Here is a 14261-nt window from a genome sequence, read left to right on the forward strand (position 1 = left end):
TATGATCCGTTCGATGCTCTACGCCACAGACCTCGGTCTGTACGCGCCTTATGTGATGCAACATGCACTGGCGCTGGCCCGAACGTTCAAGGCGGACCTGTATGTGATTCACGTGGTCGAGCCCATCGGGCTGTTCGCCGAATCGGTGTTACAGAGCTACCTTGATGAAAAGGCCCTGAGTGAATGGCAGAGCCAGGGGTTGACCACGGTGATGGCGACCATCGAACAACGGGTGCTGGACAGTTTTCGCGAGGAGTTGGGGGAAGGCGAGCAAGACCTGAAGTTGATCCGCTCGGTACGGGTGATCCAGGGGGACCCGTGCGAGGTGATTCTCGACCAACTGCGCAAACTGTCCGTGGATCTGCTGATCGTAGGCAGTCATAGCCATGCAACTGCGGCGGCCACTCCGTTGGGGCGCACCGCTGCACGGGTGCTGCAGCTGTCTACGGTACCGGTTTACCTGGTGCCTTCGTTGCAACGTCGACGCAGTGATGACGTGTGATGGATAAAAACGATAAAAAGTTCTAGATTTATCCGTCGAACCTTTAATATAGTTATATACCGTCGCTGATACCCGTGGCGTCTATCTGCTTTGAGGGACACATATGAAGCTTCAACAACTGCGCTACATCTGGGAAGTGGCGCACCACGACCTCAACGTTTCCGCTACCGCTCAAAGCCTCTACACCTCGCAACCCGGTATCAGCAAGCAGATCCGCCTGCTCGAAGACGAGCTGGGTGTCGAAGTGTTCGCACGCAGCGGCAAGCACCTGACCCGCGTTACCCCGGCCGGTGAGCGCATCATCACCACCGCCGGTGAGATCCTGCGCAAAGTCGAAAGCATCAAGCAGATCGCCCAGGAATTCTCCAATGAGAAGAAGGGCACCCTGTCCATCGCCACCACCCACACCCAGGCGCGTTATGCATTGCCGCCGGTGATCCGCGATTTCATCAAGCAGTACCCGGACGTGGCGCTGCACATGCACCAAGGGTCGCCGATGCAGATTGCCGAAATGGCCGCTGATGGCACCGTCGATTTCGCCATCGCCACCGAGGCCCTGGAGCTGTTCGGCGACCTGGTGATGATGCCGTGCTATCGCTGGAACCGTTGCGTTGTCGTGCCTCAAGGTCATCCGTTGGCCAAGCTGCCAAAACTGACCCTGGAAGCCCTGGCTGAATACCCGATCGTGACTTATGTGTTCGGTTTCACTGGCCGCTCCAAGCTCGACGAAGCCTTCAGCCATCGCGGCCTGACGCCAAAAGTGGTGTTCACCGCAGCCGACGCCGACGTGATCAAGACTTACGTACGCCTCGGCCTGGGCGTGGGTATTGTCGCCAAGATGGCGGTCGACACGGCGCTCGACAAAGACCTGGTGGTGCTCGATGCCAGCGAGCTGTTCGAGTCCAGCGTGACCAAGATCGGCTTCCGCCGTGGCACCTTCCTGCGTGGTTTCATGTGCGACTTCATCGAAAAGTTTGCACCGCACCTGACCCGTGAAGTCATGGCCAAGGCGATCCAGTGCCACAACAAGCAGGAACTGGAAGAGTTGTTCGACGGCGTAGAATTGCCCGTTCACTGAGTCGGCTATTTGGCCTCGGTAACCGTAAAATGTTGCCGAGCGCCCGCCACCAGAATCTCCACCTCATCGCCTTCGAACTTGCTCAGCAGGCTTTTGCCCAGCGGCGAGCGCGGGGTGATGACGGTTACCGGTTGCCCGACCACGTCCACTTTCAAGCCCGCAGCATCTGGCGCCAAAAACAGCCATTGCTGGCGACCGTTCTCGTCTTCCAGACCCAGTAGCGCGCCAACCTCTATACCGCGCTGATCATCGTAAGCCCGCAGCGGCATGTTCTGGCACAGCAGCAACGCCTGCTTGATCTCCTCCACGCGTTTGGCTTGCCCCGCCGCCAGGTAGGAAGCCTCCAACCCCAGGGTGTCGTATTTGTTTTCCGCGATGTTTTCTTCGTGGGTCGCGGTTTCGTAGGCGGTCTGCGCAGCGCGTTGGGCAATATCGAGATCAAGGGTGAGCTTCTCTAATACAAGCTGGTGTACGGCATGTTTATTCATTGGTCATCAATCGCAGAATTGCAGGACATTGGCCCGGGACTTTTCGTTGGGGGCGTTCTGGTCCTGTTGCAGCCAGAACTGGCATTTGGGGTTGGACAGGTTGCGCGCATTGTTGCGGGCCTGGTCCAGGGTTTGTTGCTGTTCCTGCTTCTGCAGGTTCTGCTGGTACTGCTCGAACATGCGGTTCGGCGGTTCAGGCGCCACCACCGCAGGCTTGCCCAATTGCTGCACGGCCTGGGCCACTGGTGCCAAGCTCTGCGGGAACAGGTAGCGCGAGGCCAGCCACGCTGTCAGCGCGAGGGCGATAAACCCCAGCCACACGCCAAACGCGATAGCAGCACTGAGCTTGAACAGCGACAACGGACGATCAGACATGATGGCCTCCTGGCAGGCGTAAACGGCGTGGCGGCGATTGTCGCACAGCCACTGTGCAGAATAATCGCGATCAAGCCTTCTGCATCCGCGCATTTATGCGGACAATCGAGCCTTTGAATGTTGGAGCCGGGAATGAAAGCCCGCTGGGATATTTTTTGCAGCGTCGTCGACAACTACGGCGACATCGGCGTGACCTGGCGCCTGGCCCGGCAATTGGTGGCGGAGCACGCCTGCGATGTGTGCTTGTGGGTCGATGACCTGCGCGCCTTCGAACGCATGTGCCCTGAAATCGATGTGCGGCAAGCGCTGCAATGGCAGGAAGGCGTCGAAGTGCGCCATTGGCCGACCGAGTGGGTGAAGGTGCCGGCGGCGGACGTAGTGATTGCCGCGTTCGCCTGTCAGTTACCGCCCGACTATATGGAAGCCATGGCTGAGCGAGAACGCGCGCCGTTGTGGATGAACCTGGATTACCTGAGTGCCGAAGAGTGGGTGGTGGGCTGTCATCGGTTGCCGTCGGTGAAGTTCAAAGGTGTGCAGAAGTACTTCTTCTTTCCTGGGTTCCGACCCGGCACTGGCGGCCTGTTGCGTGAAGCTGGGTTGCTGGAGCGGCGTAAGGCGTTTCAGCAGGATGACGGTGCGCAGCGAGATTTCCTGCAAGCCTTGGGCATAGTTCCGGCAGTGGATGCACGGCTTATCTCACTGTTCGCCTACGAAAACGCCGGGCTGGCCAGTTGGCTGGACGTGTTATCGACGGACGGGCGTGCCACTCATCTGTTGGTTCCCGAAGGGCGCATCTTGGGCGATGTGCAGCGCTGGCTCGGTGTGGACCCACTGGTCGCAGGTGATATCCAGCAGCGCGGATCGCTGACGGTGCAAGTCATCGCCTTCGTGCGCCAGGAACAATACGACCACCTGCTGTGGTGCTGCGACTTCAATGCCGTGCGCGGTGAAGACTCGTTCGTGCGTGCCCAATGGGCCGGGCGTCCGCTGTTGTGGCACATCTACCGACAGGACGAAGACATCCATCTCGACAAGCTCGATGCCTTCCTGGCGCTGTACACCGCCAACTTATCACCGGCGGCCAGGGCGGCCGTTATCGGGCTCTGGCAAGCCTGGAACACCGAGGCCGACATGGCCCAACCGTGGAAAATGCTGCTGGAACACTGGCCGGAAGTGAATCTGCACGCCGAAACATGGTGTCTGGAACAAGGCTTGCAGGCCGATCTTGCGACGGCGCTGGTGCAGTTTTATGAAAGTTGGATATGATACGCCACCTTGAATTTTGTAAATCCCATCCAAATTTCGGATATATGCAATGAAAACTGGTAAAGAACTGAAACCCGGTACAGTGATCCGTCTCGAAAACGACCCTTGGCTGGTTCAGAAAGCTGAGTTCACCAAGTCTGGTCGTAACAGCGCAATCATGAAGACCAAGCTGAAGAACCTGCTGACCGGTTACAAGACCGAGATCGTCTACAGCGCCGATGACAAACTGGACGACGTGATCCTCGACCGCAAAGAAGCGACCCTGTCCTTCATCAGCGGCGACACCTACACGTTCATGGACACCACCGACTACACCATGTACGAGCTGAACGCTGAAGATATCGAAGCCGTTCTGCCGTTCATCGAAGAAGGCATGGAAGACGTCTGCGAAGCTATTTTCTTCGAAGAGCGCCTGGTTTCTGTAGAGCTGCCGACTACCATCGTGCGTAAAGTGGCCTACACCGAAGGTTCCGCTCGCGGTGACACTTCGGGCAAGGTGATGAAGCCTGCCAAGCTGAGCAACGGTACCGAACTGCAAGTGGCCGATTTCATCGAAATCGACGACCTGATCGAGATCGACACCCGCGAAGGTGGTTCGTACAAAGGTCGCGCCAAGAAGTAATTCTGGCCCTGCCGATACGAAAAAAAGCCCGACCTTGAGTCGGGCTTTTTTATGGGCGTTACTTTTTACTTGAGGTGTTGCTTCAGCTCATCCGAGGCCTGGAGCAGTGCGGAGCGGACGGCCGGGACCTGGCTGACCACGTTGAGCAAACCGTAATCGTGGATCATGCCGTTGTAGCGCACCGCAGTTACCGGAACACCGGCGGCGTCCAGCTTGCGGGCGTAGGCTTCGCCCTCATCACGCAACACATCGGCGCCGGCGGTCTGGATCAGTGCGGGCGGCAAGCCTTTCAACTGATCGGTGCTGGCCCGCAGTGGCGAGGCGTAGATCTCGGCGCGCTGCTTGGCGTCAGTGGTGTAGTTGGCCCAGAACCACTTCATCATGTTGCGGGTGAGGAAGTGCCCTTCGGCATATTGGTTGTAGGAGCCGGTGTCGAAGTTGGCGTCGGTCACCGGCCATAACAGCACTTGGAACTTGATGGCCGGGGTGCCCTTGTCTTTGGCCATCAGGCTGACGACCGCCGCCATATTGCCGCCGACACTGTTGCCCGCGACTGCCAGGCGCTTGCCATCGACGTTGATCTCTTGACCATGCTCGGCCACCCATTTTGTAGCGCCGTAGGCCTGGTTGATCGCCACCGGGTAGTGCGCTTCCGGCGAAGGCGTGTAGTTGACGAATACCGCCACCGCCCCCGAATCCGCCACCAAGTCCCGCACCAGGCGTTCATGGGTCGGGTAATCCCCCAGCACCCAGCCGCCGCCGTGGAAGAACATGAACACCGGCAACGTGCCCTTGACCCCGGCCGGACGCACGATGGTCAGGTCCAGCGGCTTGCCATCGACCTGGATGGTCTTCTGGCTCACCTCTGCGGCCGGCAAGGTCAGCTTCACACCCGCCTGAGCGCCGGTCAGTACGGCACGGGCGTCCTTGGGCGTCAGTTGTTCCATCGGTTTGCCGGTGCCGGCGTTCAACACATCCAGAAAAGCCTGGGTGTTGTGTTCGACTTCACCGGTTGCAGCAAAGGCGTTAGTGATGGACAAGGCGAGCAGGGTGCCGGTGAGTGCTTTACCAATTGTGTTCATTGCGTTCTCCAGGGGCGGCCGAGGTCATTTAGACAGTCACGTGCAGGCGTACATCAACGTTGCCACGGGTGGCGTTGGAGTACGGGCAGACTTGGTGAGCGGCGTCGACCAGGCTTTGCGCGTCGTCCTGAGCCAGGCCGGGCAGGCTGATGTGCAGGTCGATATCCAGGCCGAAACCGCCGGGGATCTGGCCGATGCCGACGTGGGCGGTGATCGAGGCGTCATCCGGGATTTTGCGTTTGGTCTGGCTGGCGACGAATTTCAGGGCGCCGATGAAGCAGGCCGAGTAGCCGGCAGCAAACAGTTGTTCAGGGTTAGTGGCCTGGCCACCGGCGCCGCCCAATTCTTTGGGGGTGGAGAGTTTGACGTCGAGGATGTTGTCGTTGGAAACGGCACGACCATCACGGCCGCCGGTGGCGGTAGCTACTGCGGTATAGAGCGTTTGCATGGTGTTTTCCTCTCGGTTGTTAGCGCTAAATGTTTGTGCGCTAAGTAGTTGGTGAGGCGAATGTATAGCGCTAATGTTTTGCGCGCAAGATAAATTTATAAATATATTCTGAGGCCCAGACAAACGGTCATATTTTGCGGGCGCCGCGGACGCGACGCCCTAGATGGGATAGGTTAAAGGCTGCCTTGCAGGTTGGTGCGCAAGGCAATCAGGTCACCTTGCAACTTGCGCAATTGCTCCAGCTCCAGGCCGCTGGCGCCGAGGATGCACTGGGGTATGCCCATGGCTTTGTCCTGCAGGGCGCGGCCGGCATCGGTCAATTCCACGACCACCACGCGTTCATCTTCACGGCTGCGGGTACGGCTGAGCAGGCCTTCAACTTCCAGGCGCTTGAGCAGCGGTGTCAGCGAGCCTGGATCGGTCAGCAGGCGACTGCTGATTTCGCCGACGGTCAAACCATCCTCTTCCCACAGCACCATCATGGCCAGGTATTGCGGGTAGGTCAGGCCCAGCGCCTGCAGCAGTGGCTTGTAGACCTTGGTCATCAGCAGCGAGGTGGAGTGCAGGGCGAAGCACAGCTGGTTGTCCAGCATCAGGGATTCGCACGGGTCGGGGTTTTTGCTCATGGCGGTGCCTCCGGAAAATGTATCTGGGCTGGAATCTAGCGGGCAAATCTTTAATGCGCCAGATAATTCTGTCCGAGCGGTCAGACCAAGCCACTTTGCAAGGCCAGGTCCCAGGGCGGCACCGGGCTGAAACGGGTCTTGAGGTATTCCAGCAACAAGCGGCTGCGTGCGTTGGGTTGCTGTTCCAGGCGCAGCGCATAGATCCCGGTGGTTTCCGGGCTGGGCAGGCCATTTTCACAAAACAGCGGCAGCAATTCGCCGCGCACCAGGTATTCACTGGCCAGCCAAGTCGGCAGGTGGGCAATGCCCAGTCCGGCCAAGGCGCCGGATAGCAAGGCCTCGGCGTTATTCGCACTCATGCGGATGCGACGCGGGCGGTAGGTGGCACGGCGTCCATCCATTTCAAAGCGCCAGGCGAATGTGGGCGCCAGGCCATCCCAGTCCAACCCGTCGTGTTCGCTCAGCTCGCGAGGGTGGCTGGGCGTGCCTCGGCTTTTCAGGTAGGCCGGGCTGGCGCAGGCGACGCGCACGATGCTCGCCAGGGGCGTGGCGATCAAGCGTGTGTCGACGAGATGCCCGGCACGCAGCACCAGGTCAACCTTGCCCAGGTGTGCGCCTTGCATGTCCACAAAGCTGTCGATCAGATGCAGGTGCACATCCAGCCCGGGGTAGACGTTCAGGAAGTCGGCAATCACCGGCGCCAGGTGCCGTCGACCGAAGGCCGCTGGGGCATCCACCCGAATCAGGCCCTCCGGGGCATGGCTCAAAGACACCGCTTCGGCCCGTGCCAACTGCAATTCGCTGACGATCCGCCGCGCCCGTTCGGCAAAGGCCAACCCCGCCGGGGTCGGCAGTACCGCGTGGGTGCTGCGCTGGAACAGGCGACTGCCCACCGAACTCTCCAGGCTGTCGATACGCCGCGCCACCGCGGAGGGCGTCAGCGGATGCCGGCGTGCGGCAGCGGAAAAACTGCCGGTTTCCAGCACGTCGAGAAACAGGCTCAGTTGATCGGTCAGGGTATTGGGGTTCATCGAATAAACGCTTATGCGAGATTGGCACAGCCATTGTGCGTTGCTGTGCGTTTCCGCGCCAGAGCCGACTGCGTAGCATGCAAGGCCTGGGATTGCGGAGTAACAAGCGGTGTTGGATTTAGTGATGTACCTGGTAATGGGCGCGGCTCTCGGCACAGTGGGCGGCCTGTTTGGCATTGGCGGCGGGCTGATCGCGATCCCGGTGCTGGGCGTGTTATTCGGCCTCGATCAACAGTTGGCCCAAGGCACGGCACTGGTCATGGTGGTGCCCAACGTGATGCTGGCGCTGTGGCGCTATCACCAGCGCAACCGTATCGAGCTGCGTCATGCGTTGCCATTGGGCGTGATGGGGTTCAGTTTCGCCTGGCTCGGATCGATCTGGGCGGTCGGCCTGGATGCGGGCGCGATGCGCATCGGCTTTATTGCCTTCCTGCTGACGCTCTCGGCCTACAACCTGGTGCGCATGTTCACCCGCAACGCACCGCCGACGGCGCAGATGCGTTACTCCTGGCCATGGCTCGGGGTGCTGGGGGCTGCCTCCGGTTCCATGGGCGGCTTGTTCGGCGTCGGCGGTGCAGTGGTCGCGACGCCTGTGCTGACCAGTGTTTTCGGCACCACCCAGGTGGTTGCCCAAGGCCTGTCCCTGGCCCTGGCATTGCCGAGCACCGGCGTGACGCTGGTCACCTACGCCTGGCACCAAGAGGTGGACTGGATGATCGGCGTGCCCTTGGCCGTCGGTGGCCTGCTCAGTATCAGTTGGGGTGTGAAAGTCGCCCATGCGCTGCCAGAACGCGTACTGCGCGGCCTGTTCTGCGGCTTTCTGGTGGTGTGCGCAGTGATGCTGACCTTTAAAGTCTGAAGCCTTCGATGATGTATTCCGCCAGGCAATCGGTGATGGGCGAGTTCATCCGCGTGTTACGCAGCAGATGCAGATTCATTGATGGCAGCGGCGGGAAACCCTCGTCGCGGCCAAGTATGCGCAGGTCTTCGGTTACCAGACTCTCCATGCTGACCATCACGGCCAGGCCCGCATTGACCACGGCCTGGATCGCCGACACGTTGGAGCTGTGGTAGGCCAGGCGATAATCGCGTCCGGCCGCGTCCAGTGCCGAGCAGGCCCACTGGGTATACAGGCAGGCCGTACCGGACATCGCCAGCGGCAGAGCGTCGTGTTCTTCGGTGCAGAAACACGGCGCTGCCGCCCACACCATGCGCTCGGTGCGCAACAGTTCACCGATCTCATTGCCAGGCTCGCGGCTGACAACGGTCAGTGCCAAATCCCGCCGCTGCATCAGTACCGTTGACGCCTCGCAGTGCATCTCGATCTGGATCAGCGGGTAGGCCTTGGAAAACTGCTTGAGAATCCCCGGTAGGAACCGCATCACGTAGTCATCCGGCGTGCCGATGCGCACCAGGCCCACCATATGCGGCTCGCGCAGGGTGTTGAACACCTCACTGTGCAGCTTCAGGATGCGCCGCGCATAACCCAGCAACACTTGGCCCTCAGGCGTCAGCCGCACCTGGCGGCCATCGCGCTCGAACAGCTTGCGCTGCAACACGTCTTCTTCGAGGCGCTTCATCTGCATGCTCACCGCCGATTGCGTGCGGTTGACCAATTCGCCCGCGCGGGTAAAACCGCCCTGGTCGGCGATGGCGACGAAGGTGCGCAACACTTCGGTGTCGATGCTCGGGAAGCTGGACAATTGATCAATCTCTGAGATGTATTGCATAAGAAACATTCGTTGGATTGATCTTAAGCCCAGGCACACACTTGCGCCATCCCCACTGGAGGGCGAGAAGATGAAAGGTCAAAGAGGTTTTGTATTGATGGCGAAACGTCCGTTTGCCGGGCTGTTTCACAAGATTGCCCGTTGGCAGGCGCTGCATGAGGAGCGCCAGATGCTGGCGACCTTGAGTGATGATGCGCTCAAGGATATCGGCATCAGCCGCGGTGACGTCGAGCACGAGCGCCACCTGCATTTCTGGCAGGACCCGCTGCGAAAATGATCGCGGATGCAGTAGGGTAGTCGGCGCGCCCACACGGAGAACCCCATGCCCGCCGATCTGTCATTCTCTCTCAAGCAAGCACGCCGCATGGCACTGGCGGCCCAGGGTTTTTCCGGGCGCCAGGCGCCTGCCTTGATCAAGGCTGCGCATCTCAATCGCATGATCGAGCGTCTTGGTGTGTTGCAGATCGATTCGGTCAATGCCGTGGTACGTTCCCATTACTTGCCGCTGTTTTCCCGTCTGGGCAACTACTCCCCGTTGATCCTTGAACAGGCTGCCTGGAGCCAGGGTCGACGGCGTTCGTTGTTCGAGTATTGGGGGCATGAGGCCTCACTGCTGCCGATGGCGCTTTACCCGTTGATGCGCTGGCGTATGCAGCGGGCGCAGCAGGGGCAGGGCATTTATTCGCAGATGGCGCGTTTTGGCCGTGAGCAGCAAGCCACCATTCAGCGGGTGTTGCAGACTGTCGAGCAACAAGGCGCGTTGGGGGCTGGCAGTTTGTCGACCCGTGAGGAACGCGCCGGCCCTTGGTGGGACTGGAGCGATGAAAAGCACGCACTGGAATGGCTGTTTGCCGCCGGGCTGGTGACGGTTGCCGGCCGACGCGGTTTTGAGCGGCTCTACGACTTGCCGGAGCGGGTCATCCCCAGCGATATCCTTCAAAACGCTGTGACTGAAGCCCAAGCCCAACGTGGCTTGTTGCTGCACAGCGCCACGGCATTAGGCGTGGGGACTGAAAAAGACCTGCGCGATTACTTTCGCCTTGATCCGGCCGACAGCCGTAACCGTCTCGCAGAACTGGTGGAAGACGGCCAACTGCGGGTTTGCCAAGTGCAAGGCTGGAAACAACCGGCGTACTGCCTGCCCGATCCGAAAGTGCCACGCAAAGTGCCGGCCAGCGCCTTGCTCTCGCCGTTCGACTCGCTGGTATGGGAACGCAGCCGTACCGAGCGCCTGTTCGATTTCCGCTACCGCCTGGAGATCTACACCCCGCAAGACAAACGGGTGTATGGCTACTACGTGCTGCCGTTTTTGCACAACGAGCGGATTGCGGCGCGCATCGACCTGCGCGCCGAACGCGCCAACGGCCGCCTCGCGGTACACGCCGTGCATGAGGAAGAGCCGGGCTTGGATGATGAGGGGATGGCGGCGCTGGCGTCGAACCTGCTGCAAATGGCCGACTGGCTCGGGCTGGAACAGGTCCAGCTCAATTGCCAGCGGCCAAGTGCCGACCGGTTAAGGGCGGCGATGCTCGATAGGGCCGGTGTTCTTTAGGGCCTCATCGCGGGCAAGCCCGGCTCCCACAGGAGGACGCGGTCAAATGTGGGAGCCGGGCTTGCCCGCGATGGCGTCAGTGCAGGCGACTTAAAATCTCAGCGCTTGACCTGTTTCAACGTCTCGGCAATCAGAAACGCCAACTCCAGCGACTGATCGGCATTCATCCGTGGGTCGCAGTGGGTGTGATAGCGGTCCGACAATCCATCCTCGGTGATCGGCCGCGCGCCGCCAATGCACTCGGTGACGTTCTGCCCGGTCATCTCGATATGAATCCCGCCGGCATAAGTCCCTTCGGCCTGGTGTACTTGGAAGAAGTCCTTCACTTCGCCCAGGATCTGCGCAAAGTCGCGGGTCTTGTAGCCGCTGCTGGCCTTGATGGTGTTGCCATGCATCGGGTCGGAACTCCACAACACCTGCTTGCCTTCACGTTGTACGGCGCGAATCAGACCTGGCAGGTGATCGCCGACCTTGCCGGCGCCCATGCGCGCGATCAGGTTGAGGCGGCCGGGGTCGTTGTCCGGGTTGAGGATGTCGATCAGGCGGATCAGGTCATCCGGGTTCATGCTCGGGCCGACCTTGACCCCGATCGGGTTGTTCACGCCACGCAGGAACTCGACATGGGCGCCGTCCAACTGGCGGGTGCGGTCGCCGATCCACAGCATGTGCGCCGAGCAGTCGTAGTAATCGTTGGTCAGGCTGTCGCGGCGCACGAAGGCTTGCTCGTAGTTGAGCAGCAGTGCTTCGTGAGCGGTGAAGAAACTGGTTTCGCGCAGTTGCGGCGAGCTGTCCATGCCGCAGGCGCGCATGAAGGCCAGGGTTTCGTCGATACGGTCTGCCAACTGGCTGTACTTCTCGGCCAGCGCGGAGTTGGCGATGAAATCCAGGTTCCACTTGTGCACCTGGTGCAGGTCGGCAAAACCGCCCTGGGCAAAGGCGCGCAGCAGGTTCAAGGTGGCCGTGGACTGGTGATAGGACTGCAGCAGGCGGTCCGGGTCCGGCACGCGGCTTTTTTCGTCGAAACCGATGCCGTTGACGATGTCGCCACGGTAGGCGGGCAGGGTGATGCCGTCGATGGTTTCATCGTTGGCCGAGCGCGGCTTGGCGAACTGGCCGGCCATGCGCCCGACTTTCACCACCGGGCAGCCGGCAGCGAAGGTCATCACGATGGCCATCTGCAGCAGCACCTTGAAGGTGTCGCGGATCTTCGCGGCAGAGAACTCGGCAAAACTCTCGGCGCAGTCACCGCCCTGCAACAGGAAGGCGCGACCCTGGGTCACTTCGGCAAACTGACGGCGCAACTCGCGGGCTTCCCCGGCAAACACCAGCGGCGGGTAGCTGGCCAGGTTCTGCTCCACTTGCAGCAAGTGCGCAGCGTCCGGGTACTGGGGTTGTTGCTGGATCGGCAGGGCGCGCCAGCTGTCGGGGCTCCAGGGTTGGCTCATCATGAACTCGATTGGCTGATTGACGGTGGGGCGCCAATGTTATCAGCAATTAGTGCGTGACCTGTTGCCGCCGGTTGGCCGACAATCGCGCCTTTGCCGTGCGGTAAACCCTTTAGGAGTAGTGATGACCGAGGAGCGTGTCGAGCGCCTGCTGGCTGAAGTCCATGATGACTTCGGCATGATTCGTGTGCTCGAAGTGGCCGATTACCGTTTTCTCGAGTTCGGCGATGCCATCGAGCAAAGCTGTGTGTTCACCGCTGACCCGAGCTGGCTGGAGTACGACTACACCCGCGCGATGCTGATCGGCGCGTTGTGCCATGAACAGCCGGAAAGCGCGCTGTTCCTGGGCTTGGGCGCGGGCACGCTGACCCAGGCGTGTCTCAAGTTCCTGCCGCTGGAAGACGTGGAAGCCATCGAGTTGCGCCCGGATGTGCCGCGCCTGGCCATCGAATACCTGGGGCTGGACGATGATCCGCGCCTGTACATCCGCATTGGCGATGCCCTGCAATTGCTGGAGACCGCAGAGCCGGCCGACCTGATCTTCGTTGACCTCTACACTGACGTCGGCCCCGGCGTTGGGCACCTGGCCTGGACCTTCCTGGAAAACTGCCAGAAGAAACTCAACCCCGGCGGCTGGCTGGTGATCAACCAGTGGGCTACCGACGATGGCAAGCCTTTGGGCGCTGCTTTGTTGCGTGGCTTGTATCACCGGCATTACTGGGAGTTGCCGGTGAAGGAGGGCAATGTGATCTTGCTGGTGCCTTCGGAGTTGGATCAGGAACTGGACCTGCAGGCATTGTCCGCTCGCGCCGAAGCCCTGGCACCGCGATTGGGTTATTCGTTGCAGCCGCTGATCAAGGCGATCCGCCCGGCGACCTGAGCTAGAGGCCTTTGAATACGCCGGGCCGCTTCTCGATCATCGCCCGTACACCTTCCTTGGCATCCTCGCTATTGAGCAGCTTATCCACCATCGGCGGCAACGCCGCTGCCGCAACGGTTTCGCCTTCCATCCGCGCCAACCGCGCCGACATCAGCGTGGCCTGCACGCCCAGTGGCGCCTGGCGGGCGATGCGGTTGGCCAGTTCGACGGCGCGGGGCAGCAGGTCTTCGCTGGCCATCACTTCCTGCACCAGGCCCAGGCGCAGGGCGTCATGGGCGTCGAATTCATCGCCGGTCAGCAGCCAGCGCATCGCGTTGCCCCAGCCGGCGATCTGATGAAAGCGCAGCGTCGCGCCGCCAAACGGAAAGATCCCACGCTGTACCTCCATCTGCGCGAAGCGCGTGTTGCTGGCGCAGAGGTTGATGTCTGCGGCCAGCATCAGCTCTATCCCGATGGTCAGGCAGTAACCCTGGGCTGCGACGATCACCGGTTTGTTCACACGGGGGCCGGCAAACACACCCCAGGGGTCACAACCGCCCAGAGGAGGCTGCCAGCCGCCGGCCATCACCCCGCTGACGTTGGCCAGGTCCAGCCCGGCGGTGAAGTGATCGCCATGGGCAAACACCACGGCGACCCGTGCGTCGGTATTTCGATCAAATTCGCCATAGGCCAGGCTCAGCTCATTGAGCAGGTCCAGGTCGAATGCATTGCGTTTGGCGACCCGGTCCAGGCCTAAAAGCAAGACATGCCCCTGGAGTTCACGACTGACGCGGCTGCTGCTGGCTTGATTCATCGGGGTGTGCCCTCGGGCGCGGGGAAGGGTTTCGGACCAAAGGGCCGGAAAGGTCAGGTGAACCGTTTAAGCGTTATGACCAACAGGGCCGGGCCTTAGAAAAATAGACCTTGCCGGTGTTATCTGCAAAGACTGTGACACAGCGCGGTTTATCGGTGCTTTCCGATAAAAAAAGCTCCCTTTTTCAGCTATTTCCGGTATAGTGCGCGCCGGCCTTTAACCGGGCCGCGTTTAGGTAGCGCAATTCCCCGAAGTCAGCTTCGGCTGCACGTCCGCACAGCGGACTCTCCCTTGACGAATCTTTTTCATTCATTCGTTTTCGCAAATCCCCGCCGACAAAGCA

General features: G+C 60.7%; 17 protein-coding genes. 8 read left to right on the forward strand and 9 right to left on the reverse strand.

What is annotated here, in order from left to right:
* Position 1 precedes the first annotated feature (1 nt).
* Both HX823_RS17075 and cysB read left to right on the forward strand, forming a co-directional pair.
* Positions 2 to 502 (forward strand): universal stress protein, encoded by a 501-nt coding sequence (locus HX823_RS17075; RefSeq protein ID WP_038848586.1) that lies wholly within the window; start codon positions 2 to 4, stop codon positions 500 to 502.
* Between the two features lie 103 nt (positions 503 to 605).
* The gene (cysB, locus tag HX823_RS17080; RefSeq protein WP_012722988.1) at positions 606 to 1580 is read left to right on the forward strand and encodes an HTH-type transcriptional regulator CysB; all 975 of its coding nucleotides are present in this window, start codon (positions 606 to 608) and stop codon (positions 1578 to 1580) included.
* 5 nt (positions 1581 to 1585) lie between these two features.
* Here the strand turns inward: cysB and HX823_RS17085 are convergent, their stop codons facing one another.
* On the reverse strand, positions 1586 to 2068 hold the full coding sequence (locus HX823_RS17085; protein ID WP_038848589.1) for an elongation factor GreAB: 483 nt from the start codon (positions 2066 to 2068) through the stop codon (positions 1586 to 1588).
* Positions 2069 to 2074: 6 nt separating this feature from the next.
* Positions 2075 to 2443 (reverse strand): hypothetical protein, encoded by a 369-nt coding sequence (locus HX823_RS17090; protein WP_038848591.1) that lies wholly within the window; start codon positions 2441 to 2443, stop codon positions 2075 to 2077.
* A 132-nt stretch (positions 2444 to 2575) separates the two neighbouring features.
* Here HX823_RS17090 and earP point away from each other — a divergent pair, with 132 nt between their 5' ends.
* Both earP and HX823_RS17100 read left to right on the forward strand, forming a co-directional pair.
* Entirely contained in the window at positions 2576 to 3709 is a 1134-nt protein-coding gene (gene earP, locus HX823_RS17095) for an elongation factor P maturation arginine rhamnosyltransferase EarP (RefSeq protein WP_177075672.1), read from the forward strand.
* Positions 3710 to 3758: 49 nt separating this feature from the next.
* Complete coding sequence (locus HX823_RS17100; RefSeq protein ID WP_003172723.1) at positions 3759 to 4331, forward strand: elongation factor P; 573 nt, start codon at positions 3759 to 3761, stop codon at positions 4329 to 4331.
* 65 nt (positions 4332 to 4396) lie between these two features.
* Here HX823_RS17100 and HX823_RS17105 read toward each other — a convergent pair whose 3' ends face one another.
* The 4 genes from HX823_RS17105 to HX823_RS17120 form a co-directional block, all read right to left on the reverse strand.
* Entirely contained in the window at positions 4397 to 5413 is a 1017-nt protein-coding gene (locus tag HX823_RS17105; RefSeq protein WP_177075674.1) for an alpha/beta hydrolase, read from the reverse strand.
* A 28-nt stretch (positions 5414 to 5441) separates the two neighbouring features.
* Positions 5442 to 5861, reverse strand: a complete 420-nt coding sequence (locus HX823_RS17110; RefSeq protein WP_010211852.1) for an organic hydroperoxide resistance protein — start codon at positions 5859 to 5861, stop codon at positions 5442 to 5444.
* Positions 5862 to 6034: 173 nt separating this feature from the next.
* Positions 6035 to 6487 carry a MarR family winged helix-turn-helix transcriptional regulator gene (locus tag HX823_RS17115; RefSeq protein WP_177075676.1) on the reverse strand — a complete coding sequence of 151 codons (453 nt, stop codon included), beginning with the start codon at positions 6485 to 6487 and terminating at the stop codon, positions 6035 to 6037.
* A gap of 80 nt (positions 6488 to 6567) precedes the next feature.
* Entirely contained in the window at positions 6568 to 7518 is a 951-nt protein-coding gene (locus HX823_RS17120; protein WP_177075678.1) for a LysR family transcriptional regulator, read from the reverse strand.
* 109 nt (positions 7519 to 7627) lie between these two features.
* Here HX823_RS17120 and HX823_RS17125 point away from each other — a divergent pair, with 109 nt between their 5' ends.
* Positions 7628 to 8377 carry a sulfite exporter TauE/SafE family protein gene (locus tag HX823_RS17125; RefSeq protein ID WP_177075680.1) on the forward strand — a complete coding sequence of 250 codons (750 nt, stop codon included), beginning with the start codon at positions 7628 to 7630 and terminating at the stop codon, positions 8375 to 8377.
* Here HX823_RS17125 and HX823_RS17130 read toward each other — a convergent pair.
* Positions 8367 to 9248: a LysR family transcriptional regulator gene (locus HX823_RS17130; protein ID WP_177075682.1), complete on the reverse strand. Its 882-nt coding sequence runs from the start codon at positions 9246 to 9248 to the stop codon at positions 8367 to 8369. The two genes, HX823_RS17125 and HX823_RS17130, sit on opposite strands and share 11 nt — an antisense overlap.
* Before the next feature lie 70 nt (positions 9249 to 9318).
* On the opposite strand from HX823_RS17130, the gene HX823_RS17135 reads away from it, so the two are divergent.
* The gene (locus HX823_RS17135) at positions 9319 to 9525 is read left to right on the forward strand and encodes a DUF1127 domain-containing protein (protein WP_033901376.1); all 207 of its coding nucleotides are present in this window, start codon (positions 9319 to 9321) and stop codon (positions 9523 to 9525) included.
* Between the two features lie 45 nt (positions 9526 to 9570).
* Entirely contained in the window at positions 9571 to 10800 is a 1230-nt protein-coding gene (locus tag HX823_RS17140; protein ID WP_177075684.1) for a winged helix-turn-helix domain-containing protein, read from the forward strand.
* 98 nt (positions 10801 to 10898) lie between these two features.
* On the opposite strand, the gene HX823_RS17145 is transcribed toward HX823_RS17140, so the two are convergent.
* The gene (locus HX823_RS17145; protein WP_016975387.1) at positions 10899 to 12245 is read right to left on the reverse strand and encodes a class II 3-deoxy-7-phosphoheptulonate synthase; all 1347 of its coding nucleotides are present in this window, start codon (positions 12243 to 12245) and stop codon (positions 10899 to 10901) included.
* 124 nt (positions 12246 to 12369) lie between these two features.
* Here HX823_RS17145 and HX823_RS17150 point away from each other — a divergent pair, with 124 nt between their 5' ends.
* Positions 12370 to 13125 carry a spermidine synthase gene (locus tag HX823_RS17150; protein ID WP_038841936.1) on the forward strand — a complete coding sequence of 252 codons (756 nt, stop codon included), beginning with the start codon at positions 12370 to 12372 and terminating at the stop codon, positions 13123 to 13125.
* A gap of 1 nt (position 13126) precedes the next feature.
* Here the strand turns inward: HX823_RS17150 and HX823_RS17155 are convergent, their stop codons facing one another.
* Positions 13127 to 13918, reverse strand: a complete 792-nt coding sequence (locus tag HX823_RS17155; protein WP_038841939.1) for a crotonase/enoyl-CoA hydratase family protein — start codon at positions 13916 to 13918, stop codon at positions 13127 to 13129.
* Between the last annotated feature and the right edge of the window lie 343 nt (positions 13919 to 14261).

This window comes from Pseudomonas sp. P7759 (assembly GCF_013386445.1).
Classification (GTDB): Bacteria; Pseudomonadota; Gammaproteobacteria; order Pseudomonadales; family Pseudomonadaceae; genus Aquipseudomonas; species Aquipseudomonas azotoformans_A.